Genomic DNA, 24,754 nt, shown 5'->3' on the forward strand with positions numbered 1-24,754 from the left:
GAAAAATTATACCCCCTTGCGCTAGTGAGGGGGCGTCTGCCAGCTGACCGGACGGGTAGGTGCAAGCGCCTGGCGCCTACGTGCGAAGGGCGCTGCGGTCTCAGATGCCGAGTGCGCGTGGTTCGTTCCAAAGCGCGCTGCGCTCCCATATCTGCGCGAATTCGCGCTCCAGCTGGCGGCTGCGCGCCGCGCCCGACAGCCAGGTTTCGCCATCGTCGAAGCGATGGCCTGTTGGACGAAAGTAGTAGGCGTCATCGCCCACCACATAGGCCGACGCGTAGCTGGCATCGACCGGATCGCTGACCGCACGGAACCGGAACACGCTGGGCAGGCGCTGGGCCAGCCGCAGCATCGCGCTGCTGTTGGCGCCCGCGACGGCGGTGTCCTGCACCAGCACCTGCACGCGCTTGTCGTGGCGGGCGGTGGCAAAGCGGCGCAGCGCATCGAGCACTGCGGGGTTGTCGAACAGCGGCGGATCCAGTGCCCGCGTATAGATCAGCACCTGGCGGCGTGCGGCGCACAGCAGGCCGGTGGTGGCGGCTAGGGCCGCGCGCAGGTCGTCCACCGCCATCGGGCCGTCGAGACGGCGGTGCAGGGGCCTGCCCGGGCGATCGCCCGCCGTTGCCGCGCTAGCGGGGTGCCGGTCGGAAGACGTGTCCGGCAGGAAGCCCAGGCGTGCAAACACGGCCTCGGCGTCTGTGTTCACGCGGGTTTGCAGGCCGGGCCAGCCGCGTTGTTGTGCGGTGGCGACGGCGGCTGCGAGCAACCGGTCGGCCAGGCCGCGGCGGCGCCAGCCCGGCAGCACGCCGAGCCGGTCGATGCGCCGATCCGCCGTCAGCCGCACCGAGCCGATCAACTGGCCGTCCTCGCTGCGCAGCGCCAGGTGCAGGCTGAGCGGGTCCAGGGCGTCCCAGTCGGCAGCGCTGTCCTCGGTGCTGCCGGTGCCGCAGGCCAGGCGCAGCGCACGCAGGGCTGCGGCGTCGGACGCCGCCTCCAGCGAAACGATCTGCAGCCCGGCCTGGGAACTCATGCGCGCTGGTCGGACCCGTCGTCGTCGCCAGCGTCCGATGCCGCGTCGTCGTCGGCCAGCCCGCTGTCGTCGTCCTGGTCGGCATCCTCGCCTTGTTCGGCCTCCTCAGCCTGGGCCGGACCGTCCGCGGCATCGGCGACCTGCTCGACGTCGGCCTCGGCGTCGATCTCATCGTCCGCGTCCGGTGTGTCGGCCCCTTCGTCGGCATCGTCTTGGTCGGCCGACAGGCTCAGGACGTGGGCCTGGTCGTCGTCGATGTCCTCGATGTCGTCTTCCGCCTCCTCGTGGGCGCGCTGGTAATGGCCCTGCGCCAGCAGCTCCAGCACCACCTCGCGGCCACGGTTGGACAGCTGCGCATACAGCGCACCGTCGATCTCTTCGGCCGCGGCCAGCCGTGCGGCATCCTTGGCCGACAGCGCGAATTCCAGGCCGCTGCAGAACAGGGTGGCGCCACGCTTGGCGCGCCGCCAGGCCAGCCGCGACCAGGGGTGACGGTGCAGCAGCACGCCCTCTTCCAGCGCCTGCTCGACGGCCTCGCGGGGAATCGGTTCGGGTGCCGGCACCACGTCGCCGGAGGCGCGGTAGGTGGTCATGAAGCGGCCGAACCAGTCGCCCAGGCGATCCGGGTCGTTCATGCGCAGCGCGTTGAGCGCTTCGACCACGCGGTTCATCGCGGTGACGTCGATCTCGTACGGATCGGCCGGCACCTTGAGGTCTTCGTCGTGATAGCGCACGGCCTCGTCGGCATCGGCGATCAAGGTGTCCAGATAGTCGCCGATCAGCTCGGCCGAGGACGGCGCGCGGGTGCCGATGGAGAAGGTCAGGCAGGCGTCTTCGGCCACGCCGTGGTGCGGTACCAGCGGCGGCAGGTACAGCATGTCGCCCGGGCCCAGCACCCAGTCGTGGGTGGGCTTGAAGTCGCGCAGCAGCTTGAGCTCGACATCGTCGCGGAACGCCAGCGGCGCGGCCTTGCGGCCCTGCTGCGCGCGTGCGTCGATCTGCCAGCGGCGGTGGCCCTGGCCCTGCAGCAGGAACACGTCGTAATGGTCGACGTGTGCGCCGACCGAGCCGCCGGTGGCGGCGAAGCTGATCATGATGTCGTCGATGCGCCAGCGCGGCAGGAAGCGGAACTGTTCCAGCAGTGCGCGGACGTCGGCGTCCCACTTGTCCACGTCCTGCACCAGCAGGGTCCAGTCATGGTCGGGCAGGCCGGGGAAGTCGGTTTCCTGGAACGGGCCGGTGCGCACGTTCCAGTCGTCGGTGGCGCGGTCGTGGCTGATCAGGCGTGCCAGCACGCCGTCTTCGCAGGCCAGGCCGGCCAGGTCTTCGGGCTGCAGCGGGGACTGGAAGTCCGCAAACGCGTTGCGGATCAGCAACGGGTGCTTGTGCCAGTAGTTGCGCAGGAAGCGCTCGACCGGCATGCCCAGCGGCTGGTCGCGGGTGGCATGGATCTCGAAGGGCAGTGGCGCGCCTTTCCTGGCGGCGATCTTTTTTGCGGGGGTCTTTTTCATGGTGTCACGGGTCCGACTGGAGGGCCGGCGCGGTGCGGCCGGCGAGGTGGCTTATTGTCGCCCAGCCCGCCATGCGCTGCCTTGCATGCGGGTGTCGCGGTGAGGTTGCGGTGCGCGTCCGGGCCATGCACGGCCGGGGATGCAGCTGGGTGTCTCGGTGTCAGCAGATCAGCGGGTGGAGATCTGGTTGTTGCTGCCGTAGTCGTTGACCATCGCAGTGCCGGATTGCTGGGTGATGCGGTTGCCGCGGCCGTGCAGCGTGGCGGAGGCGATCGCCTGCGCCTGTACCTGGTTGTCGTCGCCCGGCACCAGCAGCGTGCCGATGCGGCCGGCCTTGAGTGTGGAGGTGCGGCTGAACAGTTCGATGGTGCTGGCATCGCCGGCGAGGTTGACCTGGGCATCGTTGCCGACCATGCGCACTGCCTCGGCGCGCTCGATCTGCACGATCGCATGCTGGCCCAGCACTGCGATCGTGCCGCAGTCACCCTTGAGGACCAGATTGGCGTTCTGGCCGGTCAGATCGACGTTATGGCCGTCGCAGCTGACCGTGCCGCTGGTCGAGGTGACCATCAGTGTCGGCCGCTCGCCATTGCTGGCGACCTGGGTGGCGCCGTCCATGCTCGGAACAGACGGAACAGACGGAACCGGTGCGGCCGTCACGCCGGCCGGCGCGTGCGGCACGGCAGCGGCGGAGTCGGGCTGCGAGTCGGGAGTGGCCTGCTTCCCGCAGGCCAGCAATCCGCAGGCCACCGACGCAAGCAGGGAGACAGACAGCAGCGCGCGCAATGCCATGGCAATACTCCTGACAGCTGGATACAAGGGCGTGATACCGGTGGATGGATACCGCTGCTTAGATCGCGCGCGCCAGCTGTTCGGCCAGCCCGGTGTAGGCACCCGGTGTCAGCGCCCGCAGCCGCTGCTTGTCCTGCTCCGGCAACTGCAGGCTCTCGACAAAGGCCTGCATGGACGCGGCAGTGATGCCCTGGCCGCGGGTCAGTGCCTTGAGCTGCTCGTAGGGGTTGGGCAGGCCGTGGCGACGCATCACCGTCTGCACGGCTTCGGCCAGTACTTCCCAGGCCGCATCCAGATCGGCATCCAGGCGCTGCGGATTGACGGTCAGCTTGCCCAGGCCCTTGGCCAGCGAATCCAGCGCGACCTTGGTATGGCCGAACGCGGTGCCGAGCGCGCGCAGCACGGTGGAGTCGGTGAGGTCGCGCTGCCAGCGGCTGATCGGCAGCTTGGCGGAAAAATGCTCGAACAGCGCATTGGCGATGCCGAAGTTGCCTTCGGCATTTTCGAAGTCGATCGGGTTGACCTTGTGCGGCATGGTCGAGGAGCCGACTTCGCCCTCCTTGAGCTTCTGCTTGAAGTAGCCCAGCGAGATGTAGCCCCAGATGTCGCGCGACAGGTCGATCAGGATGGTGTTGACGCGGCGGCTGGCGTCGCCGATTTCGGCCACGTTGTCGTGCGGCTCGATCTGGGTGGTGTAGGGGTTGAACACCAGGCCCAGGCTTTCGACGAAGCGCTGCGCGAACGCGGCCCAGTCCAGCTCCGGGTACGACACCAGGTGCGCGTTGTAGTTGCCGACCGCGCCGTTGATCTTGCCGGTCAGTTCGACCGCGGCGATCTGCTTGCGCTGCCGCTCCAGGCGCGCGACCACGTTGGCGATTTCCTTGCCCAGCGTGGTGGGCGAGGCGGTCTGGCCATGCGTGCGCGACAGCATCGGCTGGCCGGCCTGGGCATGGGCGAGGGCGCGCAGGCTGGCGGTGATGCCGTCCAGCGTGGGCAGCAGCACCTCGCGGCGCGCCTGCTCCAGCATCAGGCCGTAGCTGAGGTTGTTGATGTCCTCGCTGGTGCAGGCGAAATGCACGAATTCCAGCGCCGGGCCCAGCTCGGCATCGTCCTTGAGCTGTTCCTTGATGAAGTACTCCACCGCCTTGACGTCGTGGTTGGTGGTGCGCTCGATCTGCTTGACCCGCGCGGCATCGCCGACGCTGAAGTCGTCGGCAAGGCGGCGCAGGGTCTGGGTGGCGGCCGCGGAGAACGGCGCCAGCTCGGCGATGCCCGGTTCGGCGGCCAATGCCAGCAGCCATTCGATCTCGACCTTGACCCGCGCCTTGATCAGGCCGTATTCGGAGAAGATCGGGCGCAGCGCATCCACTTTGGAAGCGTAGCGGCCGTCGAGCGGGGACAGGGCGAGCAGGGCGGAATCCGACATGGGCAGGGCACTGGGAGGCTGGCGGGGGTGCGTATTCTACGCCGCCCCGGCGCCGGCTTCGCCGATCGGTCGCACCGTGATGGCCTGGATCCGGTGCCCGGCCATGCGCCGCACCGTCAGTGCGTGGCCGTCCAGCTCCAGGGTTTCGCCTTCTTCGGGCAGCCGCTGCAATTGGTGCACGATCAGCCCGCCGACCGAATTGACGTGGTCCGGCGCGCTCAGGTCCTGGCCCAGCAGACGTTCCAGGCGGAAGATCGAGGTGCTGCCGGCCACCAGCAGCGAGCCGTCCTGGCTGCGGATCGGGGCATCGCGCACCACGTGGCGGTGCTCGTCCTCGATCTCGCCGACCACCACTTCCAGCAGGTCTTCCAGGGTGAAAAAGCCCAGGATGCGGCCCTCCTCCTCCACGCACAGCGCCAGATGGGTGGTGCCGGTGCGGAACTGCTCCAGCGCGCTGGGGATCGGGGTTTCCAGGGTCAGCAGGGTGGGCGGGCGTAGCAACGGGCGCAGATCGTCCAGGTCCTGGCTGCGTGCCATCGCCACCAGCAGATCCTTGGTATGCAGGATGCCCAGCACCTGCTCGCCATCGGCGTCGAACCACGGGTAGCGGCTGTAGCGCGACTCGCTGAACTCGGCCAGCACCGATTCCAGCGTCATGCCTTCGCGCAGGCTGCGCAGGTGCTCGCGCGGGCGCATCAGGTCGCCGGCGACCAGGTCGGGCAGTTCCAGGGCGTGGCTCATCAGGGCCAGCCCGTGATCGGGCGTGGCGGCGTTGGGATCCTGGCGGCCGACGATCAGCATCAGCTCCTCGCGCGAATAGCGATGCGACTGGTGCTCCACATCGCCCCAGCCCAGCACCCGCAGCAGGCGGTTGGCGCTGGTGTTGAGCACCCAGATCGCCGGGTACATCAGCCAATAGAACACGTAGAGCGGCGCGGCGGTCCACAGCGACATCCGCTCCGGGCGGCGGATTGCCATGGTCTTGGGCGCCAGTTCGCCCAGCACGATGTGCAGGAACGAAATCAGGCTGAAGGCGATCGCCAGTGCGGTGAACTGTGCCGCTTCCGGCGACAGGCCGGCGGTATCGAACAACGGCTGCAGCAGATGCGCGAAGGCCGGCTCGCCGACCCAGCCCAGGCCGAGCGAGGCCAGGGTGATGCCGAGCTGGCACGCCGACAGGTAGGCATCCAGATGCGCATGTACCCCGAGCAACAACCGCCCACGCCAACCGTTGTTCTGCGCCAGGCCCACCGCCTGCGTGTGGCGCAGCTTGACCAGCGCGAACTCGGCGGCGACGAAGAAGCCGTTCAACAGCACCAGCAGCAATGCGACGAACAACAGCAGCACGTTACCCAACATGGCGTCCGCCTCCATGGCGCGTAGCGGCAGTGACGCGGTATGTCAGCGGCTGCGCGTCGGTGCCGGGGCGGTGTGCAAGCAAGCAAGACGCAAACGATGCGTTTCTACAGTCAGGGTCGTCGCCCATGGCGGCGTGGTACCTCGTATGGATCATTGGGCAGTCTAGCCCAGGGCTTGCGACGACATGGTCGCAACGCTGCGAGCGAGTATCGTAGGCAGCCTCGCCAGCGTGGGCACGCCCGCTGCCAGCCATCCATCACCACAAACCAACCATGTGCGGAGAGTGCAGATGAGCGAACGTTTCAGGACCGAACACGACAGCATGGGCGAATTGCAGGTGCCCGCCGATGCCTTGTGGGGCGCGCAGACCCAGCGTGCCGTGCAGAATTTTCCGGTGTCCGGCCAGCCGATGCCGCGTGGCTTCATCCGCGCGCTGGGGCTGATCAAGGCCGCTGCGGCCGGCGTCAATGCCGAGCTCGGCCTGCTGCCCAAGTCGATCGGCAAGGCCGTACAGGAGGCGGCGCTGCAGGTCGCCGACGGCACGTATGACGCGCAGTTCCCGATCGACGTCTACCAGACCGGCTCGGGCACCTCGTCCAACATGAATGCCAACGAGGTGATCGCCACACTGGCCACGCGCGCCGGCAAGGACGCGGTGCATCCCAACGATCACGTCAATCTCGGGCAGAGTTCCAACGACGTGGTGCCCACCGCGATCCGGGTGTCGGCGTTGCTAGCGGTGCAGGAACACCTGCAGCCGGCGCTCAAGCATCTGCGCAAGACCATCGACAAGCGCGGCAAGGGGCTGGACAAGGTGGTCAAGACCGGGCGCACGCATCTGATGGATGCGATGCCGCTGACCTTCGGCCAGGAATTCGGTGCATGGTCGGCGCAGCTGAGTTCGGCGCAGGAGCGCATCGACGATGCCCTCAAGCGCTTGCGGCGGCTGCCGCTGGGCGGCACCGCAATCGGCACCGGCATCAATGCCGATCCGCGTTTTGGCGGCAAGGTGGCCAAGGCCTTGTCGGGCTTGAGCAAGTTCAAGTTCGAGAGTGCGGACAACAAGTTCGAAGGCCTGGCTGCGCAGGACGATGCAGTGGAATTGTCCGGTCAGCTCAATGCGCTGGCGGTGGCATTGATCAAGATCGCCAACGACCTGCGCTGGATGAATGCCGGCCCCCTGGCCGGGCTGGGCGAGATCGAGTTGCCGGCGCTGCAGCCGGGCAGTTCGATCATGCCGGGCAAGGTCAACCCGGTGATTCCCGAAGCCACCGTAATGGCCTGCGCGCAGGTGATCGGCCACCACACCGCGATCACGGTGGCCGGGCAGACCGGCAACTTCCAGTTGAACGTGACGCTGCCGTTGATCGCCTACAACCTGCTGGATTCGATCAACTTGCTGGGCAATGTGGCGCGGCTGCTGGCCGATAGCGCGATTGCCGGGCTGAAGGTGCGCCAGGAGCGCGTGCGCGAGGCGCTGGACCGCAATCCGATCCTGGTCACCGCGCTCAACCCGATCATCGGCTACGAGAAGGCCGCGGCGATCGCCAAGCGTGCCTACAAGGAACAGCGCCCGGTGCTGGACGTGGCGCTTGAAGACAGCGGGCTCAGCGAGGCGGATCTGCGCCGTTTGCTGGATCCGGCTGCGCTGACCCGCGGTGGCATCCAGGCCGGCAGCACTGGCGGCGGTGGCTGACCACCGCAGTGGGCGCGACGGGGCTTTATCGACAACGCCCCGTCGCGCCCAGGTGCGCTCCTACATGGGTTTGCGCGAATCCGCGGCGTCGCCGGGACTCAGTGCCGCTCGGCCTGCACGTTGCCGAAGCTCTCGCGATACGGCTGCAGCGACGGGATTTCATCCAGCAATTCGCCGCTGAGCTTCTGGATCTCCGGCGTGGCGGTCAGCTTGATCGACTTGTATTCCGGGTCCGCGCCAGCCTCGTTGACGGCCTGCTGGCGCAGCATCTGCAGGTGCCCGAACAGCAGCTGCAACTTGGCGCGCGTCGGTTCTTTCTGCGGCAGCGCGATATCGTCGATCTTCAGCGTGCCGTCCGGGGTGATTTCCGCATTTGCGGCCGGTGGGCGGCGGATCATCACCGACTGGGTGGTGATGGCAACGCGCGGCTTGCCGCGTTCGGCGCGCCGCGACGACTGGTCGCCGCAGGCGGTCAGGGCGCATAGCAGGAGCGCCATGCAGAGCATCACCAACTTGTTCATGGGGTCGCCGGATTCAGGGGAGCGCACTAGTGTAATCCCGCTCCGGCCAGCCGATCGGTGCCTGCGGCACATGGCGCGGCTGACAAGATGTCGCGGGCCGATGTTGGGTGCCTGGCGTGCGCGCAGCAATCGGCGTGACGATCCATCCGATTCTTCCGGTCAGCCGCTGCGCCCGCCGTCGATGCGGGCGCAGCGGCGATCAAAGGCCGCGCTTACTTGCGGCAGTCGTCGATATCGTGCTGGGTGAGGGTCGAGTACGGCGCGAATGCCGGCACCAGTTGCGCGGCGGCGTCCTGCGCGTTGCGCAGCTTGGCCAGCTGATCGCAGATCTGCATCGCAGTGTGTTTGAAGGTTTCCGCCTGCGCTTCGATCTTGTCGCCGATCTGGTCGGTGTTGCCGCTGAGCACACCCTTGAGCGCTTCGCCGGCGGCATGCGCACCGAAGGCCGCGCCCTGCGTGCCGATGTCGATGCCTTTATCGGCGACGCCCTGGATCTGCACGTAGAACCCGCGCATCGCCTGCCGCTGCGCATCGTTCAGGCTCACCGGCTTGCCGGCGATGCTGAGCGCGCCATCCACGCCGATGGTGGCCGCAGGCAGGCCGTCGCGGTGGAGCGTCAGGCTCTTGCCGTTGAAGATCACCCCGTTCGCGTTGGTCTTGCCCGACACCACGACCGTGGGTTCGGACTTGCCGCAACCCACCAGCAGCGCACCCACCAATACCGCAGAAATCAACAGTTTCATCAGCCGTCCCCCTCTTGAATGGTCAATGCAGCGGTCAGTTGTCGGTCGGCACGCGGGTGGTGCCGGCCACATCGCTGACGTCGATATCGCCACTGCCCTTGCGCGCGACGCTGACATCGCCGCGCACCTTGTGCACGCTGAGTGCGCCGGAGTTGACCGCTTCCACGCCGACATCGCCTTGCACATCGTCGATGTCGACATCGCCGGAGCCGATCGTGCCGAACTTGACGTTGCCCGCCACGCCGCGCAGCTTGACGTCGCCCGAACCGACCTTGCCGACCTCCGCCGCGCCATGCACCTGCCTGGCCTTGAGATCGCCCGAGCCGACCGCCAGCACGCGCAGCGACCCCATCTCTTCCAGTTCGATATCGCCGGAACCGACCTTGGCGGTGACCCGGCCCCTGGTGCGGCGGATGGCCATGTCGCCGGAACCGACATCGGCACTCACGGCCGCAGCGCCGCTGATCTCGGCGTCACCGGAGCCCACGTCGAACTGCACCAGCAGCGTGTCCGGCACGCTGCCGCGCAGGTCCAGGTACGAATAGCTGTCGCCGATGGAGATGCGCAGCGGGCGGTCATCGGCCAGCGTCACCACCAGCTTGTCGCCGACCCGCTTCTGGGTGACGGTCAGGCCCTTGAGCAGCTCGGCCCTGGCCGCGCAGGCGCGGCCGCCCAAACGCCCGCCGTTGCCCGGCGCAGCGTCCAGATGCAGGTCGTTGGAGCCGACCTCGAACAGCACCGACTTCACTCCGCTCAGTTTCAACTCCAGGCTGCGCGGTTCGGAGAACTTGCATTGCTCCTCGGCGAACGCAGCGCCGGGCACGGCGAACAGGATGGCCAGACTCAGCAGACGACGCATGGGATGTCCTTCAGGCTTCGGAGCGCCGACGGCGCAGGTAGATGGAGGCGGCGATCAGGGCAACGCCGATTGCAGCGCCGATCCAGATGTCCGGATTGCCGTAGACCCGTGCGCTGTCGGTGTGCTGCAGCGCCCACTGCACCAGATCGCTGGGGTTCTGCATCGCGCTGCTGTCGAGGTTGCCGCTGACCGCGCGCGGCGACCAGGTGCCGGGCAGGGCGCTGAGCAGGCCGCGGTAGCCGACGATGTACCAGATCCAGCCGATCGGCAGCGAGATACCCGGCATCGCCGAGAGGATGCTCAGCATCACGCAGGCCAGCAGCGGGAACAGCACCGCCCACAGGAACGGCTTGCTGGTGGCCCAGGCCGAGCAGAACATCAGCCAGCCCACTGTCGGCAACGCCCACAGCAGACTCATCGGCACGGTCTTCAGCAACAGCCACAGCAACGCGAACGGGTGCGAATGGGTCGCCAGGGCCCAGGGGCTGGGGACGCCAGCGATCGAGGCGCCCACGATGGCGATCAGCCAAAGTGCCAGGCCGACCAGCACGCCGATCACGATGGCGACCAGCGGCGCCAGCAGCAGCGCCCAGGCGGCCTTGGACAGCACCGTCTGCACATCGGACACCGGCAGCGATTTCCAGAACAGCACGCTGCGGTCGCGGCGGTCGTCGTACAGGCTGCCCAGCGAATAGAAGAACACCACGAACGCCAGGACCACCGAGGCGATGCCGATGCCGCCGAGCAGCAGGCCGTCGCCGACCTGGCCCAGGGTGCGCGTGTACTCGGCCAGATCGTCCATCGTGATGCTGTCGCCGATCATGTTGCGACGCGCGCTGATCGCGCCGATCACCGCGCCCAGCAGCGCGAAGAACACCGCGATGCCGCCGGTGATGATCTGTGCCCAGACGAAACCGCCACGGTGTTCCCAGTACTCGCGTTTGAGCAGCCAGCCGAACGTGCGTGCGGGAGAAGCTTGGTGGGTGAGTGCATTCATGCGTAGGTCCCCTTCATGACCGCAACGAACAGGTCGGCAAGGCCGGGATTGCGGGTTTCGCCAAAACGGGCGAGCTGCGCTTTCGGCACGCCATCGAACAGCATCACGGTCTTGCCAAACGGGAGGCTGCGCTCGTCGATCGGCTGCAGGCCTCTGGCGGCGTCGAGATGCTCGGCACCCACCAGCACTTCGGTGTATCGCTCGGCCACGTTTTCCATGTCGGCGGTCAGCACGATGCGGCCGTCGCGGATGAACATCACATCGGTGAGGATGTGTTCGATCTCTTCGACCTGGTGGGTGGTGACGATGATGGTCTTCTGCTCGTCGAAGTAGTCTTCCAGCAGGCGCTGGTAGAACTGCTTGCGATACAGGATGTCCAGGCCCAGGGTCGGCTCGTCCAGCACCAGGATGCGGGCATCGATGGCCATCACCAGCGCCAGATGCAGCTGCACGATCATGCCCTTGGACAACTCGCGCACCCGCGACTTGCGGTTGAGCTGCGTATTGGCCAGGAAGCGCTCGCACTTGGCGCGATCGAAGCGCGGGTGCACGCCGGCGACGAAGTCGATCGCCTCGCCAACCCGCAGCCAGCGCGGCAGTACCGCCACGTCGGCGATGAAGCAGACCTCGTTCATCAGTGCGTTGCGCTGGGTGCGCGGATCCATGCCGAGCACGCTCAGGTCGCCATCGAAATCGGTCAGCCCCAGCACCGCCTTGAGCGCAGTGGTCTTGCCGGCGCCGTTGGGGCCGATCAGGCCGACGATACGCCCGGCGGCGATGGTGAAGCTGGTGTTGTCCAGCGCGAGCCGATGCTTGTAAGCCTTGCGCAGGCCACGTGCGTCGACCACATGGTCGGAGGAGACGGCGGTCATGGTGTTTTTCCCTGTGGCAACAGATCGTCGATGGACAGTCCCAGGCGCTGGATGCGTTCCAGCACTGCGGGCCATTCTTCATTCAGGAAACGCTCGCGCTCGCTGCCGCGCAATTTCTGTGCGGCCTCCGGGGTCATGAACATGCCCAGGCCGCGGCGTTTCTCCACCAGGTTCTCGTCGGCCAGTTCCTGGTAGGCGCGCGAGACGGTGATGGGATTGAGTTGGTAGTCGGCCGCCACCTGCCGTACCGAGGGCAGGGCGTCGCCAGGCTTGAGGATTCCATCGAGCATCATGGCAATCACCCGTTCCTTGAGTTGGCGGTAGATGGGAGCGCCGTCGCTCCATTGGATGTCGTTCATGGTCAGCTCCGTGGGCGCAGAACCTGCGCGAAGGAGAAATAGGGCATCGACAGCGAAGCGCGCAGGTGCCGGCTGGGCCGGGTGCGCGCCTCGGGGGGAGTTGTCGCGTTTTCCGTAACCGCCTCCGACACGCCATAATCGGCGCCGGATTCCGTGACCTGACTGGAAGCGGCTCCCAGGCAACCAATGGCGAACAGGGCGCTGCCGAACAGCAGCAATGGAGCTGGTCGCGTGAAGCGTGTGCTGTTCATGCTTTCCCCTGCGTTGGATGACTGGTGTTGTATTCAACTATAACACCGACACGCAGGCAGTCAACTGCCTGTCATACCCAACTGATGGCACCCCGCGTCGGCGGGTGGCCCGGACCTATCGAAAGGGATCGCTCATGTTGCTCAAGCGTCTGCTGGTCGTTGTATTCGCTGGCTTTTTCTCCGCCTCGGCGCTGGCCGCCGGCGCGCCGGTGCTGGATCTGGACTACCGGCCGCTGGCCGGCAAGGCGCCAATCAACCTGAACCGTACCTACGGCGGCAAGGTGCTGATGGTGGTCAATACCGCCAGCAAGTGCGGCTACACGCCGCAGTACGAAGGGCTGGAGGCGCTCAACCAGCGCTTCGGCAGCCGCGGTTTTTCGGTGCTGGGCTTTCCGTCCAACGATTTCCAGGGGCAGGAACCCGGATCTGAGAAGCAGATCCAGGAATTCTGCACGCTGACCTATGGCGTCAAGTTCCCGATGTTTGAGAAGGTGCATGTGCTGGGTGTACAGGCCACGCCGCTTTATCAGCGCCTGACCCAGGCCACGGGTGTGGCGCCGGGCTGGAACTTCCACAAGTATCTGATCGGGCGCAATGGACGGGTGGTGGCGCAGTTCCCCAGCAAGATCAAACCGGACGATCCGAGCGTGCTGGCGGCAATCGAACGCGAGCTCAACGCGCCGTCGCGCTGAGCACGGCGCTCGCAAGGCCACGCGCACATGCGACAATGCGCATTCAGCGCCGGCGTCGGCGTGTCTTTTCACTTTCGGGAAGTGCATCGAATGAAGATGGGAAAGCGCGGCGCGGCGGCGTCGCTACTGATGGTGGCACTGTCGGCATCGATGCCGGCGATGTCGCAGCAATCGGCCGCAGCGGCCACCAAGGAGAAGCCAGTTTTGAATGCATCGTCTGAGAAGAGCACGCGCGACAACGTCAGCTACGCCATCGGTATGGACGTGGCACGTTCGTTCGAGCCGATTGCCCAGGACATCGATGTGAGCGCACTGCAACGCGCCATCGAGAATGCATTCAAGGGCGGCAAGCCGCTGTTGTCCGACGAGCAGACCCAGGCTACCGACACCGCACTGCGCACCGCGCTGGCGGCGCGTAACGGCCAGCAGGTTCCGGGCATGGCGCCGGGTAGCGCGCCGGCCGCGCCGTCCAAGGAAAATGTCGGCCTGATGCTCGGCGATCGCGCGGTCGGTCCGTCGCTGGCCGGCATCAAGGACGAGATCGACCTGTCGATCCTGATGGAAGCGGTGCGCACCGTGTTCGCCAAGGGCACCACGCGTCTGACCCAGCAGGAAGCCGCTGCCACCATGCAGGCGTTCGCCTCTGCCAAGCAGGGCGCCGCCGGTGCCAAGAATCGCGAGGAAGGCAATGCCTTCCTGGCCAAGAACAAGACCGAGAAGGGCGTGATCACCACCGCGTCGGGCCTGCAGTACATGGTACTGCGCCAGGGCAGCGGCGAGCGTCCGATGCCCACCAACACGGTGCGCGTGAACTATGAAGGCAAGCTGCTCAACGGGCAGGTGTTCGACAGCTCCTACCAGCGCGGCCAGCCGGCCGAATTCGGTCTGAATCAAGTCATTGCAGGTTGGACCGAGGGCGTCGCGTTGATGCCGGTCGGTTCGAAATATCGTTTCTGGATTCCATCCAACTTGGCCTATGGCCCGAACGGCACGCAGGGGGGGCCGATCGGACCAGACGCAACGTTGACGTTCGATGTCGAACTGATGGGTATCCTTCCCTGATCCCCCACAGGAGTACCCCCACCCATGCGAGTTGCGATCTTTGGTACCGGCTATGTTGGTCTTGTCACCGGTACCTGTCTGGCGGAAGTAGGTCATCACGTTATCTGCGTGGATATCGACCAGGCGAAAGTTGATGGTCTCAATCGTGGGGTGATTCCCATCTATGAACCTGGCCTGGAGCCGATGGTGAAAGCCAACCACGCCTCTGGCCGGTTGCGCTTCACCACCGATGCGGCCGAGGCGATTGCGCACGGCGAAATCACCTTCATCGCCGTGGGCACGCCGCCGGACGAGGATGGCAGTGCCGACCTGCAGTACGTGCTGGCGGTTGCGCGTACCGTCGGTCGCCATATCGATGGCCCCTCGGTGGTCGTCAACAAGTCCACCGTGCCGGTCGGGACCGCCGACAAGGTGCGCGTTGCGATCCAGGAAGAGCTGGACGCACGCGGCGTGGACCATGAGTTCGATGTGGTCTCCAACCCCGAGTTCCTCAAGGAAGGCGACGCCGTGGCCGACTGCATGCGTCCGGATCGCATCGTGATCGGCGCCAAGAAGCCGGCGGCTATTGCCCGCATGCGTCGTCTGTATGCACCGTTCAACCGCAACCGCGACCGCATCGTGGAGATGGACGTGCGTTCGGCCGAGCTGACCAAGTACGCGGCCAATGCAATGCTGGCGACCAAGATCAGTTTCATGAACGAGATCGCCAATATTGCCGAGCGCGTCGGTGCGGACGTCGAGCACGTGCGTAACGGGATCGGCTCGGATCCGCGCATCGGCTGGCACTTCATCTATCCCGGCGCCGGTTATGGCGGCTCGTGCTTCCCGAAGGATGTGCAGGCACTGGCCAAGACCGCCGAGCAGTACGGCATGGAGCCGACCCTGCTCAACGCGGTGGAAAGCGTCAACAATGCGCAGAAGGGGCACCTGTTCGAACTGGTGCAGCGGCATTACGGCGCCGAAGGCACCGGCAGCATTGCCGGCAAGACCTTCGCGGTGTGGGGCCTGGCGTTCAAGCCCAATACCGACGACATGCGTGCCGCGTCCAGCCGCCGTCTGATGGAGCAGTTGTGGGAAGCCGGTGCCACCGTGCGTGCCTACGACCCGGAAGCGACCCATGAAGCCAAGCGCATCTTCGGCGAGCGCGACGATCTGACCTTCTGCGACGAGGCATTTGCCGCACTGGAAGGCGCCGACGCCCTGGTCGTGGTCACCGAGTGGAAGCAGTTCCGCAGCCCGGATTTCGGCAAGATCAAGCAGGCCTTGAAGGACGACGTGGTGTTCGACGGCCGCAACCTTTACGACCCGCAGGAAATCGAAGCCGCAGGTCTGGCCTACTACGCCATCGGACGAGGCCGTTCGTTGCATGCATGAGCAACTCTCGCCGCGCGACCAGGAACTGGAAGCGCGGTTGGTTGAACTGGAAACGCGCCTGTCCTTTCAGGAGCAGGCGCTCAATGAACTGAGTGAAGCACTTGCGGACGCCCGTTTGACGGGCGCCCGCAATGCCGAACTGATCCGCCACCTGCTCGAGGATCTGGGCAAGGTGCGCTCCACGTTGTTTGCCGACGCAGCGGATGAACCGCCGCCTCCGCATTATTGATTGCAGATTGCCACCGCCATGAGCGATACCTTACGTGACCAGTTGCTTGGGTTGGGCTTCAAGTCCGCACCCAAGCCCGAACGCAAACCCGACGCACGGCCTGCCGCGCGTCAACATGGCAACGGTGGCAGGCCTGCGCCCGGCGGCAACAAGCCGGGTGGCCAGGGCAGGGGACCGCAGCGGCCGCATGCCGCTGCGGCGACCGACGGCAAGGGCGAGCGCAAACACGACGGCAGGCCGGAGCGTCGCAACGATGGCAAGCCGGCAGGATCGCAGCGTCCGCCGCAGTCCACGGCCGACCGCCGCGGACCCAGGCCGGCACGCACGCGTGAGGACATCGACCTGGCCAAGGCCTATGCGATCCGCGCGCAACGCGAGAAGGACGAGCGCATCGAAGCCGAGCGGCTGAAACAGGAAGAAGCACGCCTGCGTCGCGAAGCCAAGGCCAAGCTCGAAGAGCTGCTCAAGGACAAGGGGCTCAATCATGCCGATGCGGATATCGCCCGGCATTTCCCCTATGGCGGCAAGATCAAGCGTATCTACGTGACTGCCGATCAGCTCAAGGCACTCAACGCCGGCGAGCTCGGCGTGCTGCAGCTCAACGGTCGTTATCTATTGGTGACTGCCGAAGTACTGGCCGACGCCGAAGCGGTATTCGCACCGTCGGTGGCATTGAAGGTGGACCCGAATGCGCCGGCAGGCGAAGACCCGTATGCCGATCCCCAGTACCAGGTGCCCGACGACCTGGTCTGGTAAGGCTGCGTAGATAGGTTTGTGTTGGCACATGGGCACCTGATGGGTGCCCATCTGTTGAGTGGTGGTCAACCCGATTGCGTGGCCGCCAAGTGGATGCGGTCGATGCGTCAAGGCGGAGATCTAGTTTTCCTGCATGGCGGCCCGTATGCGTTTTAGAGTGCGCCGGTCGGCCGTTCGCGATGAGGGGCGGCCGCTTGTGTGCAAGTGACGAAACTTCGAGGATCAGGATGACGCGCTCGGCGACAGGGACTTACTTCGCGCATATCGACGGATTGCGTGCATTGGCGGTGCTGTCGGTCATCGCCTATCACCTGGACGCCAGTTGGTTGCCCGGTGGCTTCACCGGCGTCGATATATTTTTCGTTATCTCGGGGTTTGTGGTCAGTGCGTCGGTCGATCGATTGCCGCGCATTGTGGTGGCCGCCGAGTTGGCGCGGTTTTATGCGCGCCGCTTGCGGCGTATCGCACCGGCCTTGCTGGTCTGCGTGCTGGTTACCGCGCTGTTTTCGACCTTGTTCATTCCCGAGTCGTGGCTGAGCGAAGCCAGCACCAAGACCGGACGCATGGCCTTGTTCGGGCTGAGCAACTGGGTGTTGGCCAGCGTCGGCCAGGATTATTTCTCGCCGCGTGCCGAGTTCAATCCGTATACGCAGACCTGGTCGCTGGGCGTGGAGGAGCAGTTCTATCTGCTGTTTCCGTGGATGTTCCTGGCCTGGATGCGTGGCGGTGCCGGACGTGCCTGGTCGCTGGGCCTGTTCGCGCTCGCCAGCGCGGCCTCGCTGGGCTATGCCTGGCAGCGCACGCAGGTGCCGGGACACGAGGTCACTTCCTTCTATCTGACCACCGCACGCTTTTGGCAACTGGGTGCCGGCGTGGTGTTGTTTCAGCTGATGGCACTGCTGCGCCGCCGCGACGGGCAGCGTGTGTTCGCAGCAGGCATCGGCCTGCCTGCACCGTTGCGCGCAGTGCTGTTGCTGTTGGCCTTGGCAGCCATCGGCAACGGACTGTGGAATGCGCGGCCTGGGCATTCGCCCTGGAGCGATGGCTTGTGGCCGGTGGTTGGCACGCTGGTGGTGTTGGCGTTGCTGCATCGGCACAGCGAGGGCTGGATCGGGCGCGTGTTGTCCGCCAGGCCGGTGGTGACGATCGGGCGCATCTCGTATTCGTTGTATCTGTGGCACTGGCCGGTGCTGGTGCTGCTGCGCTGGACGATCGGGCTGGATGCGGTGGCTGCCAAGCTGCTGGCGCTGGTGCTGACGGTTGTTTGCGCGGCGGCGTCGTATCGCTGGGTGGAACTGCCCTGGCGCAATCGGCGTATGGGTGGCTGGTCGAACGTGCGCGTGGTGATGGCCGGCCTCGCTGCGTTGGTGCTGGCCTTCGGCGTGCAATCGGCAGTGATCAAGTCGACGCCGTATACCTCGTTGAGTGTGGTCAGCCGCCACCCGCTGGATTGGTATGCGTATGCGCGCGGCTTGCGCAAGGAGCTGCCGGACTGCCGCCTGATCGCCAGCAACGCATCGGTGGGCGGGCAGCCGGTGCGCATCTTCGCGCGCGGGCAGTGTTCGCGTCCTGCGGCCAGTCAGCGCCAGGTCTTTGTGATCGGCGATTCGCATGCGCTGGCCTACAACGAAATGCTGCGGCGTTTTCCGTTGCTGGAAGGCGGCAGCGTGCGCATGTATGGCGTGGCCGGGTGTGCGGTCGCATCGATGCAGCCGGGTGGTCAGGGCGCAGGTTGCGACGCGTTCCTGCGACCGGCGCTGGAGGACGTGGCGGGCAGGGCGCGTGCGGGCGATGTGCTATTCCTGCCTGGTTTGCGGGTGCCGCGGCTGGCCGAGCAGGACGTGTTGTTCGACCTGCACGGCAATATCGCCACGCTGCAGAGCGCGCCGGCACAGCGCGAGCGCGATGCGACGGTGGCGGCGACGATCGCATTGCTGGCACCGGTGCAGGCGCGGGGCGTTCTGGTTGTGTTCGAAGCGCCCAAACCGGTGCTCAGGGCACCGCCTTACCGATGTTCGGACTGGTTCAATCGTGGCAATGCGATCTGCGCCAACGGCATGCAGATCGAGCGCAAGGCGATGGAAGACTATCGCGCGCCGGCACTTGATGGATTGCGTCGCATCGCATCCGGGCTAGGGGGCGCCAGCATCTGGGACCCGCTGCCGTCGCTGTGCGATGCGCAGGTGTGCGCGCCGACACAGCAGGGCCGGCCGCTGTTCTTCGATGCCGACCACTTGAGCGGGTATGGCAACCGTGTGCTGCTGCCGGGTTTCGCGGCGCATCTGCGTGGCTTGCCGGCGTCGGCACCGGTGGCTCAATAAAGGACCGGCTGCTCAGGAAAGGTTGACGTGCCGCTGGCGATACACGGGCCGGTCACGGCGCGCGCGGCACCATCGCCGCGTTATTGTCGACGCAGCCGGGCATGGTGCCCACTGCGTCGCTGCCACTCCTGCCGATGGTGCCGCGTATGTCTATGTTGTCGAACGTGTTGAAGTCCCGTGCCGTTGCGTCGGTTGCCTCCACCGCGCGTGGCGCTTCGGGTTTGCAGGCGACGCGCGCCACGGTATTGGCCGCTGCCATGCTTGCGTTATGCGGGATGAGTGGGCAGGCCGCTGCACAGACGGAGGATGCCCCTGCGTTCGACCGTCCCGGCATTCCGTTTGCCGCCGAAGTGCTGCAGCCCGGCGTGTTCGCCTGGGAGCAGGGTCTGCCGGATGCGAGTACCGATCGCAGCGACGGGCAGCGAATCACCCAGTACACCGCCGATACAGTGCTGCGCCTGGGCCTGTTCCAGAACGTGGAACTGCAGGTGGGCAGCGACAGCTACAACTGGCAGCACGGTGGCGGTGCGCATGTGCGTGGCGGAGGCGATAGCCATATCGGCCTGAAGGTGGCATTGCCGTCGCAGTCGGATAGCTTTCATTGGGCCGCGCTCGGCAGCTACAGCGTGCCGACCGGCAGCGCTGCCTTCAGCGATGGCTACGCGCGCGAACTGGGCGTGACCGCGTCCTGGGATCTGGCCCAGCAGCGCGCACTGGCGCTATACGTCAACTATGCGCGCGACAGCGACGGGCATACCTGGACCTTCTCGCCCAACTACACGTTCTTTTCCGGCGAGCGTTTCAGCAGTTATGTCGAGGCAGGCTTCGATACCGGCAGCGAGCATTCGCGCGTGGCCGGCGCCGGCGGTGCCTGGCAGTTGCCGCATGCGATGCAGCTGGATGTCTCGGTGCTGCGCGGGCTGACCTCGGAGAGCCCGGACTGGCAGGGCGGGATCGGCCTGTCGATTGCCTTTCAGTGATGGCATGATGGAAGGCGGCGGCAGCGTCGCGGCCGCTGTCCATGTTGCACTGCCGCATGCATTGAGTGCCCGGAAAAGGCCTAATTGGATCGATCCAATCGACGCCAGATGCATGCGCACTTCTCCCATTGCAAGGTCGGCAACGTGACGCGTGCCAAACCGGCGCCCTCCGCTTCGGAGGACGGCGACGCGCGTCGTAACGGACGCGGGGCGGTGACCCTGCGCGATATCGCCAGTGCCATCGGCGTATCGCGCGCGACGGTGTCGTTAGTGCTGCGCGGCAGCCCGCTGGTGCATGCGAGCACGCGCGCGCGCGTGGAGGCCGAACTGGATCGGCAGCACTACGTCTACAACCGTGCTGCGGCCAATCTGCGCTGCCGCACCTCATCCAGCATCGCGCTGGTCATCAACGATCTGTCCAATCCGTTCTTTGCCGAATTCGCCGCAGGCGTGGACGAAGCGCTGGGCGCGGCGGGTTATGTGACCCTGCTCGGTAGCACCGGCGAATCGACGCAGCGCCAGCAGGCGGTGCTGACCTCGTTGATGGAGCACACCCCTGCCGGCATCATCCTGTCGCCGGCCGAAGGCAGCCAGGCACAGGCGCTGACCCAGGTGCTGGGGCGACAACACAACGTGGTGTTGTTCAACCGCGAAGTGGAGGGCGCGGGCTGGGATCTGCTGGCGCTGGACAACGAGCAGGGCGCGTTGCTTGCCTGCGCGCATCTGATCGCGCAAGGCCACCGGCGCATCGTGTTCTTCGGTGGCCATGCCGAATCCAGTTCCTGCCGGCAACGCCGTGCCGGTTACGCGCGCGCGATGGCCGACGCCGGTCTGGCCGTGCATTACGTTGAATCCGCACCGAATCGACAGGATGCTGCGCTGTGCGCCGGTCGCATGTTGGACAGCGCCGAGCACGATCGCGCAACTGCGGCGGTCTGCTACAACGATAGCGTCGCGTTGGGCCTGATGGCGGCGCTGGCGATGCATGGCATCGTGCCGGGGCGCGACTTCGCGGTGACCGGCTTCGACGATATCGCCGAAGCCGCGTTGTTCACGCCCGCGCTGACCACGCTGGCCGCAGATCCGCGTGCGCGTGGCCGCCAGGCTGCGCAATTGGTGTTGCAGCGTATCGGGAGTCCCGCCCTTGCATCGCAGCGCCTGACCGCCGCAGTCGAATTGAAGATCCGCGCCAGCAGCGCCAGCGCGTTGAGCTCCGTGATTCCGCTTCACTCCCCCAGCGATTCCCCCGCCCATTCCCCCACCAAGGCCTCAGGCCGCTGACCAGGCAATTCCTATGGTTTCCCTTTCCACGCAGTCCACAGTGCCTAGCGGCAACAAGGCGCCCGTCAACAACGGCGTTGCGTTGTCGGTCGTTACCACGATCTTCTTCATGTGGGGCTTTCTCACCTGCCTCAACGACATCCTGATTCCGCACCTGAAGGCGGTGTTCGAGCTCAACTTCGCGCAGGCGATGCTGGTGCAGTTCACCTTCTTCGGCGCGTACTTCCTGATGTCGCTGCCGGCCGGTTGGCTGGTGGCCAGGCTTGGCTACAAGCAAGGCATCGTGGCCGGGCTGGCGGTTGCCGCGGTCGGTGCGCTGGGCTTCTGGCCTGCGGCGGAATTGCGCGTCTATGGCGCATTTCTCGGCGCGTTGTTCGTGCTGGCCACCGGCATCACCATCCTGCAGGTGGCGGCCAACCCGTATGTCGCGCTGCTGGGCCCGGAGCGCAGTGCGTCCAGCCGCTTGACCCTGGCGCAGGCGCTCAATTCGCTGGGGACCGCGATCGCGCCGCTGTTCGGTGGCTGGCTGATCCTGTCCAACACCGTCATGAGCGGCGACCAGCTCAAGGTGCTGCCGGAAGCCGAGCAACTGGCCTATCGCGTGCAGGAAGCGCAAGCCGTGCAGGGGCCGTACATCGGTCTGGGCATCGTGCTGTTTCTGCTGGCGATCTTCGTGTTCCTGTTCCGTCTGCCGGCCCTGACCGATGCGGGCGCGCAGAAGGATGAAAGCAGGCATTCGCTGCTGGATGCGCTGGCGCATCCGCATGTGCGCTTTGGTGTGTTGGCGATCTTTTTCTATGTCGGTGCGGAAGTGGCGATCGGCAGCCTGATGGTCAACTATTTCTCGTTGCCGCAGATCGGCGGGTTCACCGAACGCGAAGCGACCCACTACGTGTCGGCATACTGGACGCTGGCGATGATCGGCCGCTTCATCGGTTCGGCCTTGCTGGCCAAGTTGTCGCCGCGCGTGCTGTTGTCGGTGTTCGCCGGGATCAACGCACTGCTGCTGGGCCTGACCATGGCCAGCGGCGGCATGCTGGCGGTGTATGCGCTGGTGGCGATCGGTCTGTTCAATTCGATCATGTTCCCGACCATCTTTACGCTGGGCATCGAGCGGCTTGGCCCGCTGACCGGCCGCGCCTCGAGCCTGTTGATCATGGCCATTGTCGGCGGCGCCATCGTGCCGTATCTGCAGGGCCTGCTGGCCGACAGCATCGGTCTGCACGAGTCGTTCGTGTTGCCGCTGGTGTGCTACCTGTACATCGTGTTCTACGGCATCTGGGGCTCGCGTCTGCGCGGCGCACTGGCGGAGGCACGCGCATGAATGCCTTGAAGAACCGGGTGGTATGTTTTGGCGAGGCCTTGATCGACATGCTGGCACTGCCGCAGGCCGGTCCGGATGAGGCGCGCACGTTTGCGCAATACGCCGGCGGTGCGCCGGCCAATGTCGCGGTCGCGGTGGCGCGCCTGGGTGGCGCAGCGCATTTCGTCGGCATGCTGGGGCGCGACATGTTCGGCGATTTTCTGCTGCAGAGCCTGCAGCAGGCCGGTGTCGCCACCGATGGCATCGTGCGCACCGATGAGGCCAAGACCGCGCTGGCGTTCGTGGCGTTGGATGAAGCCGGCGAACGCAGTTTCAGTTTCTATCGTCCGCCTGCGGCGGATCTGCTGTTCCGGCCGGAGCATTTCGCCGCGGACGGCTTCACGCAGGCTGCCGTGCTGCATGTGTGTTCCAACAGCATGACCGAGCCTGCGATCGCGCAATGCACGCTGGACGGCATGCGCCGCGCACGCGCCGATGGCGCCATCGTCAGCCTGGATCTCAACCTGCGCCCGATGCTGTGGCCGCAGGATGTGGACCCGGCTGCACTGCTGTGGGAGGCGTTGGCGCTTGCCGATGTGGTCAAGCTCTCGCGCGAAGAACTCGATTACCTGGCCGGCACGCTCGATGGCGACGCCAGCGCGGTCACCCGCAAGCTCTGGCAGGGCCAGGCCAGCTGGTTGCTGGTCACCGACGGTGGTGGCCCGGTGCACTGGCAGACACGCACCGATTCGGGTCAGGTACCGGCCTTCCGCGTACAGGTGCGCGACAGCACGGCAGCGGGCGATGCGTTCGTCGGTGGCTTGCTGTTTCAGCTGGCGACGCGTGCATCCACGCTGGAGCAGCTGTCCGGCGATGCCGCTGCGATCACCGAGGTGATCCGCTTTGCCGCGGCGGTCGGTGCGCTGGCGGTGACGCGCAAGGGCGCGTTTGCGGCCATGCCGAGCGTCGATGAAGTCCATTCCCTGATCCAGGAACAATCATGAGCCGTTTGCCTGCGAGCCCCGCACCCGATTTCCGTTCGGCCGATGTGCTGCGTCAGCATATCGCCGACACCATGGCGTTCTACCACCCGCGCGCGATCGACCCGGCGGGCGGGTTTTTCCAGTATTTCCGCGACGATGGTTCGATCTACGATGCCGGGCATCGGCATCTGGTCAGCAGCACGCGCTTCGTCTTCAACTATGCGATGGCGTATCGCGAATTCGGCGATGCGCAGTACCTGCAGGCGGTGCGTCACGGCCTGGACTATCTGCGCAACGTGCATCGCAATCCGGCCACCGGCGGTTACGCATGGACCTTGCGTGACGGCGTGGTCGAAGACGACATGAATCACTGCTACGGCGTGGCCTTCGTGCTACTGGCGTATTCGTGCGGCCTGAAGGCGGGTGTCGAGGAGGCGCGCGCATGGATGGACGAGACCTGGCAGCTGCTGGAAAAGCACTTCTGGGAGCCGGAATTCGGCCTATACCGCGACGAGGCCGATGCGCAATTCAACTTCACCAGCTACCGCGGCCAGAACGCCAACATGCACATGTGCGAGGCGATGATCGCCGCGTACGAAGCCAGTGGCGAGCAACGCTACCTGGACCGTGCGCTGTCGCTGGCCGACACCATGACCCGGCGCCAGGCGGCCAAGGCCGACGGTCTGGTGTGGGAACACTACGATCTGCAATGGAACATCGACTGGGACTACAACCGCGACAATCCCAAGCACCTGTTCCGCCCCTGGGGTTTCCAGCCGGGCCATCAGACCGAATGGGCCAAGCTGCTGATGCTGCTGGATCGCTACGCACCGACCGACTGGTTGTTGCCGACCGCGCAACACCTGTTCGATGTGGCGGTGGAGCGCTCCTGGGATGCGCAGCGTGGCGGGCTGTATTACGGCTTCGCCCCGGACGGCAAGGTCTGCGACGACGACAAGTATTTCTGGGTGCAGGCCGAATCGTTGGCGGCGGCGGCGTTGCTGGCGCAGCGCAGCGGCGAGCCGCGCTATTGGCAGTGGTACGACAAGCTTTGGGCGTATTCCTGGGAGCACATGATCGACCATCGCTATGGTGCGTGGTACCGCATTCTGGACGCGGACAACCGCAAGTACAGCGACGAAAAGAGCCCCGCCGGCAAGACCGATTACCACACCATGGGCGCCTGCTACGAGGTCTTGAACGTGTTGCGGCCGGCTGCTTGATGCTGGCGTGATCAAGGGCGCCGCCTCGCAATGCGTCGGCGCCACGTAGGAGCGCACCCGGGCGCGCTTGGGGGGTTACCGGGAAGCCCCCCAGCCCCCCGGGGGGCGCCGACCGAGGGGGTGGGAAGCGGCGG

Annotated in this window: 25 protein-coding genes; 12 read left to right on the plus strand and 13 right to left on the minus strand. The window is 66.0% G+C overall.

Going from position 1 to position 24,754, the window contains the following annotated elements:
• Positions 1-100 precede the first annotated feature (100 nt).
• The 5 genes from GGR73_RS02730 to GGR73_RS02750 all read right to left on the minus strand — a co-directional run bounded on the left by GGR73_RS02730 (position 101) and on the right by GGR73_RS02750 (position 6,118).
• Positions 101-1,030, minus strand: a complete 930-nt coding sequence (locus GGR73_RS02730) for a GNAT family N-acetyltransferase (RefSeq protein WP_024939331.1) — start codon at positions 1,028-1,030, stop codon at positions 101-103.
• On the minus strand, positions 1,027-2,517 hold the full coding sequence (locus GGR73_RS02735) for a cupin domain-containing protein (protein WP_184456469.1): 1,491 nt from the start codon (positions 2,515-2,517) through the stop codon (positions 1,027-1,029). The genes GGR73_RS02730 and GGR73_RS02735 overlap by 4 nt, the downstream gene beginning before the upstream one ends.
• Positions 2,518-2,709: 192 nt before the next feature.
• The gene (locus GGR73_RS02740; RefSeq protein WP_184455530.1) at positions 2,710-3,333 is read right to left on the minus strand and encodes a DUF3060 domain-containing protein; all 624 of its coding nucleotides are present in this window, start codon (positions 3,331-3,333) and stop codon (positions 2,710-2,712) included.
• A 58-nt stretch (positions 3,334-3,391) separates the two neighbouring features.
• Positions 3,392-4,759 (minus strand): adenylosuccinate lyase, encoded by a 1,368-nt coding sequence (gene purB / locus GGR73_RS02745; RefSeq protein ID WP_184455531.1) that lies wholly within the window; start codon positions 4,757-4,759, stop codon positions 3,392-3,394.
• A gap of 36 nt (positions 4,760-4,795) precedes the next feature.
• Positions 4,796-6,118 carry a hemolysin family protein gene (locus tag GGR73_RS02750; RefSeq protein ID WP_054591704.1) on the minus strand — a complete coding sequence of 441 codons (1,323 nt, stop codon included), beginning with the start codon at positions 6,116-6,118 and terminating at the stop codon, positions 4,796-4,798.
• 289 nt (positions 6,119-6,407) lie between these two features.
• Between GGR73_RS02750 and GGR73_RS02755 the strand changes: the two genes are divergently transcribed.
• Complete coding sequence (locus GGR73_RS02755; RefSeq protein ID WP_184455533.1) at positions 6,408-7,814, plus strand: class II fumarate hydratase; 1,407 nt, start codon at positions 6,408-6,410, stop codon at positions 7,812-7,814.
• Between the two features lie 98 nt (positions 7,815-7,912).
• Here GGR73_RS02755 and GGR73_RS02760 read toward each other — a convergent pair whose 3' ends face one another.
• From GGR73_RS02760 to GGR73_RS02790, 7 genes are all read right to left on the minus strand, one after another.
• Positions 7,913-8,335, minus strand: a complete 423-nt coding sequence (locus GGR73_RS02760; RefSeq protein ID WP_016901538.1) for a hypothetical protein — start codon at positions 8,333-8,335, stop codon at positions 7,913-7,915.
• Positions 8,336-8,547: 212 nt separating this feature from the next.
• Entirely contained in the window at positions 8,548-9,078 is a 531-nt protein-coding gene (locus GGR73_RS02765; RefSeq protein ID WP_104589070.1) for a DUF2884 family protein, read from the minus strand.
• Positions 9,079-9,112: 34 nt separating this feature from the next.
• Positions 9,113-9,937 (minus strand): DUF4097 family beta strand repeat-containing protein, encoded by an 825-nt coding sequence (locus tag GGR73_RS02770; RefSeq protein ID WP_039528077.1) that lies wholly within the window; start codon positions 9,935-9,937, stop codon positions 9,113-9,115.
• A 10-nt stretch (positions 9,938-9,947) separates the two neighbouring features.
• Complete coding sequence (locus GGR73_RS02775; protein ID WP_167762780.1) at positions 9,948-10,934, minus strand: ABC transporter permease; 987 nt, start codon at positions 10,932-10,934, stop codon at positions 9,948-9,950.
• Entirely contained in the window at positions 10,931-11,806 is an 876-nt protein-coding gene (locus tag GGR73_RS02780; RefSeq protein WP_046342254.1) for an ABC transporter ATP-binding protein, read from the minus strand. The genes GGR73_RS02775 and GGR73_RS02780 overlap by 4 nt, the downstream gene beginning before the upstream one ends.
• A complete protein-coding gene (locus tag GGR73_RS02785) occupies positions 11,803-12,165 on the minus strand; it encodes a GntR family transcriptional regulator (RefSeq protein ID WP_003483692.1) in 363 nt (120 codons plus the stop codon). The genes GGR73_RS02780 and GGR73_RS02785 overlap by 4 nt, the downstream gene beginning before the upstream one ends.
• A gap of 2 nt (positions 12,166-12,167) precedes the next feature.
• Complete coding sequence (locus GGR73_RS02790; RefSeq protein ID WP_024939341.1) at positions 12,168-12,416, minus strand: hypothetical protein; 249 nt, start codon at positions 12,414-12,416, stop codon at positions 12,168-12,170.
• A gap of 134 nt (positions 12,417-12,550) precedes the next feature.
• Between GGR73_RS02790 and GGR73_RS02795 the strand changes: the two genes are divergently transcribed.
• The 6 genes from GGR73_RS02795 to GGR73_RS02820 all read left to right on the plus strand — a co-directional run bounded on the left by GGR73_RS02795 (position 12,551) and on the right by GGR73_RS02820 (position 18,850).
• Positions 12,551-13,108 (plus strand): glutathione peroxidase, encoded by a 558-nt coding sequence (locus GGR73_RS02795; protein ID WP_184455535.1) that lies wholly within the window; start codon positions 12,551-12,553, stop codon positions 13,106-13,108.
• Between the two features lie 90 nt (positions 13,109-13,198).
• Positions 13,199-14,170 carry an FKBP-type peptidyl-prolyl cis-trans isomerase gene (locus tag GGR73_RS02800; protein ID WP_184455537.1) on the plus strand — a complete coding sequence of 324 codons (972 nt, stop codon included), beginning with the start codon at positions 13,199-13,201 and terminating at the stop codon, positions 14,168-14,170.
• 24 nt (positions 14,171-14,194) lie between these two features.
• A complete protein-coding gene (locus tag GGR73_RS02805; protein ID WP_024939343.1) occupies positions 14,195-15,544 on the plus strand; it encodes a UDP-glucose dehydrogenase family protein in 1,350 nt (449 codons plus the stop codon).
• Positions 15,537-15,773 carry a SlyX family protein gene (locus GGR73_RS02810; RefSeq protein WP_104562220.1) on the plus strand — a complete coding sequence of 79 codons (237 nt, stop codon included), beginning with the start codon at positions 15,537-15,539 and terminating at the stop codon, positions 15,771-15,773. The genes GGR73_RS02805 and GGR73_RS02810 overlap by 8 nt, the downstream gene beginning before the upstream one ends.
• 18 nt (positions 15,774-15,791) lie before the next feature.
• Positions 15,792-16,529, plus strand: a complete 738-nt coding sequence (locus tag GGR73_RS02815; protein ID WP_323808440.1) for a DUF2058 domain-containing protein — start codon at positions 15,792-15,794, stop codon at positions 16,527-16,529.
• A 227-nt stretch (positions 16,530-16,756) separates the two neighbouring features.
• Positions 16,757-18,850, plus strand: a complete 2,094-nt coding sequence (locus tag GGR73_RS02820) for an acyltransferase family protein (protein ID WP_184455539.1) — start codon at positions 16,757-16,759, stop codon at positions 18,848-18,850.
• Between the two features lie 52 nt (positions 18,851-18,902).
• Here the strand turns inward: GGR73_RS02820 and GGR73_RS20250 are convergent, their stop codons facing one another.
• Positions 18,903-19,109 carry a hypothetical protein gene (locus tag GGR73_RS20250; protein WP_228911720.1) on the minus strand — a complete coding sequence of 69 codons (207 nt, stop codon included), beginning with the start codon at positions 19,107-19,109 and terminating at the stop codon, positions 18,903-18,905.
• Between GGR73_RS20250 and GGR73_RS02825 the strand changes: the two genes are divergently transcribed.
• From GGR73_RS02825 to GGR73_RS02845, 5 genes are all read left to right on the plus strand, one after another.
• A complete protein-coding gene (locus tag GGR73_RS02825; RefSeq protein ID WP_228911719.1) occupies positions 19,108-19,830 on the plus strand; it encodes a transporter in 723 nt (240 codons plus the stop codon). The genes GGR73_RS20250 and GGR73_RS02825 overlap by 2 nt on opposite strands.
• 108 nt (positions 19,831-19,938) lie before the next feature.
• Positions 19,939-21,111: a LacI family DNA-binding transcriptional regulator gene (locus tag GGR73_RS02830; protein ID WP_184456471.1), complete on the plus strand. Its 1,173-nt coding sequence runs from the start codon at positions 19,939-19,941 to the stop codon at positions 21,109-21,111.
• A 13-nt stretch (positions 21,112-21,124) separates the two neighbouring features.
• Entirely contained in the window at positions 21,125-22,435 is a 1,311-nt protein-coding gene (gene fucP / locus GGR73_RS02835; protein ID WP_039812780.1) for an L-fucose:H+ symporter permease, read from the plus strand.
• Positions 22,432-23,418 carry a carbohydrate kinase family protein gene (locus GGR73_RS02840; RefSeq protein ID WP_065048867.1) on the plus strand — a complete coding sequence of 329 codons (987 nt, stop codon included), beginning with the start codon at positions 22,432-22,434 and terminating at the stop codon, positions 23,416-23,418. The genes fucP and GGR73_RS02840 overlap by 4 nt, the downstream gene beginning before the upstream one ends.
• Positions 23,415-24,620: an AGE family epimerase/isomerase gene (locus GGR73_RS02845; protein ID WP_184455541.1), complete on the plus strand. Its 1,206-nt coding sequence runs from the start codon at positions 23,415-23,417 to the stop codon at positions 24,618-24,620. Before GGR73_RS02840 ends, GGR73_RS02845 begins: the two co-directional genes overlap by 4 nt.
• Positions 24,621-24,754 lie beyond the last annotated feature (134 nt).

It is taken from the genome of Xanthomonas sp. F14, from assembly GCF_014199865.1.

Excerpts from the sequence above, each read along its gene's own strand:
- GGR73_RS02730 (WP_024939331.1), bottom strand. The coding sequence starts at position 1,030 with ATGAGTTCCCAGGCCGGGCTGCAGATCGTTTCGCTGGAGGCGGCGTCC.
- GGR73_RS02740 (WP_184455530.1), bottom strand. The coding sequence starts at position 3,333 with ATGGCATTGCGCGCGCTGCTGTCTGTCTCCCTGCTTGCGTCGGTGGCC.
- purB (WP_184455531.1), bottom strand. The coding sequence starts at position 4,759 with ATGTCGGATTCCGCCCTGCTCGCCCTGTCCCCGCTCGACGGCCGCTAC.
- GGR73_RS02750 (WP_054591704.1), bottom strand. The coding sequence starts at position 6,118 with ATGTTGGGTAACGTGCTGCTGTTGTTCGTCGCATTGCTGCTGGTGCTG.
- GGR73_RS02755 (WP_184455533.1), top strand. The coding sequence starts at position 6,408 with ATGAGCGAACGTTTCAGGACCGAACACGACAGCATGGGCGAATTGCAG.
- GGR73_RS02760 (WP_016901538.1), bottom strand. The coding sequence starts at position 8,335 with ATGAACAAGTTGGTGATGCTCTGCATGGCGCTCCTGCTATGCGCCCTG.
- GGR73_RS02765 (WP_104589070.1), bottom strand. The coding sequence starts at position 9,078 with ATGAAACTGTTGATTTCTGCGGTATTGGTGGGTGCGCTGCTGGTGGGT.
- GGR73_RS02770 (WP_039528077.1), bottom strand. The coding sequence starts at position 9,937 with ATGCGTCGTCTGCTGAGTCTGGCCATCCTGTTCGCCGTGCCCGGCGCT.
- GGR73_RS02775 (WP_167762780.1), bottom strand. The coding sequence starts at position 10,934 with ATGAATGCACTCACCCACCAAGCTTCTCCCGCACGCACGTTCGGCTGG.
- GGR73_RS02780 (WP_046342254.1), bottom strand. The coding sequence starts at position 11,806 with ATGACCGCCGTCTCCTCCGACCATGTGGTCGACGCACGTGGCCTGCGC.
- GGR73_RS02785 (WP_003483692.1), bottom strand. The coding sequence starts at position 12,165 with ATGAACGACATCCAATGGAGCGACGGCGCTCCCATCTACCGCCAACTC.
- GGR73_RS02790 (WP_024939341.1), bottom strand. The coding sequence starts at position 12,416 with ATGAACAGCACACGCTTCACGCGACCAGCTCCATTGCTGCTGTTCGGC.
- GGR73_RS02795 (WP_184455535.1), top strand. The coding sequence starts at position 12,551 with ATGTTGCTCAAGCGTCTGCTGGTCGTTGTATTCGCTGGCTTTTTCTCC.
- GGR73_RS02800 (WP_184455537.1), top strand. The coding sequence starts at position 13,199 with ATGAAGATGGGAAAGCGCGGCGCGGCGGCGTCGCTACTGATGGTGGCA.
- GGR73_RS02805 (WP_024939343.1), top strand. The coding sequence starts at position 14,195 with ATGCGAGTTGCGATCTTTGGTACCGGCTATGTTGGTCTTGTCACCGGT.
- GGR73_RS02810 (WP_104562220.1), top strand. The coding sequence starts at position 15,537 with ATGCATGAGCAACTCTCGCCGCGCGACCAGGAACTGGAAGCGCGGTTG.
- GGR73_RS02815 (WP_323808440.1), top strand. The coding sequence starts at position 15,792 with ATGAGCGATACCTTACGTGACCAGTTGCTTGGGTTGGGCTTCAAGTCC.
- GGR73_RS02820 (WP_184455539.1), top strand. The coding sequence starts at position 16,757 with ATGACGCGCTCGGCGACAGGGACTTACTTCGCGCATATCGACGGATTG.
- GGR73_RS02825 (WP_228911719.1), top strand. The coding sequence starts at position 19,108 with ATGCTTGCGTTATGCGGGATGAGTGGGCAGGCCGCTGCACAGACGGAG.
- GGR73_RS20250 (WP_228911720.1), bottom strand. The coding sequence starts at position 19,109 with ATGGCAGCGGCCAATACCGTGGCGCGCGTCGCCTGCAAACCCGAAGCG.
- GGR73_RS02830 (WP_184456471.1), top strand. The coding sequence starts at position 19,939 with ATGCATGCGCACTTCTCCCATTGCAAGGTCGGCAACGTGACGCGTGCC.
- fucP (WP_039812780.1), top strand. The coding sequence starts at position 21,125 with ATGGTTTCCCTTTCCACGCAGTCCACAGTGCCTAGCGGCAACAAGGCG.
- GGR73_RS02840 (WP_065048867.1), top strand. The coding sequence starts at position 22,432 with ATGAATGCCTTGAAGAACCGGGTGGTATGTTTTGGCGAGGCCTTGATC.
- GGR73_RS02845 (WP_184455541.1), top strand. The coding sequence starts at position 23,415 with ATGAGCCGTTTGCCTGCGAGCCCCGCACCCGATTTCCGTTCGGCCGAT.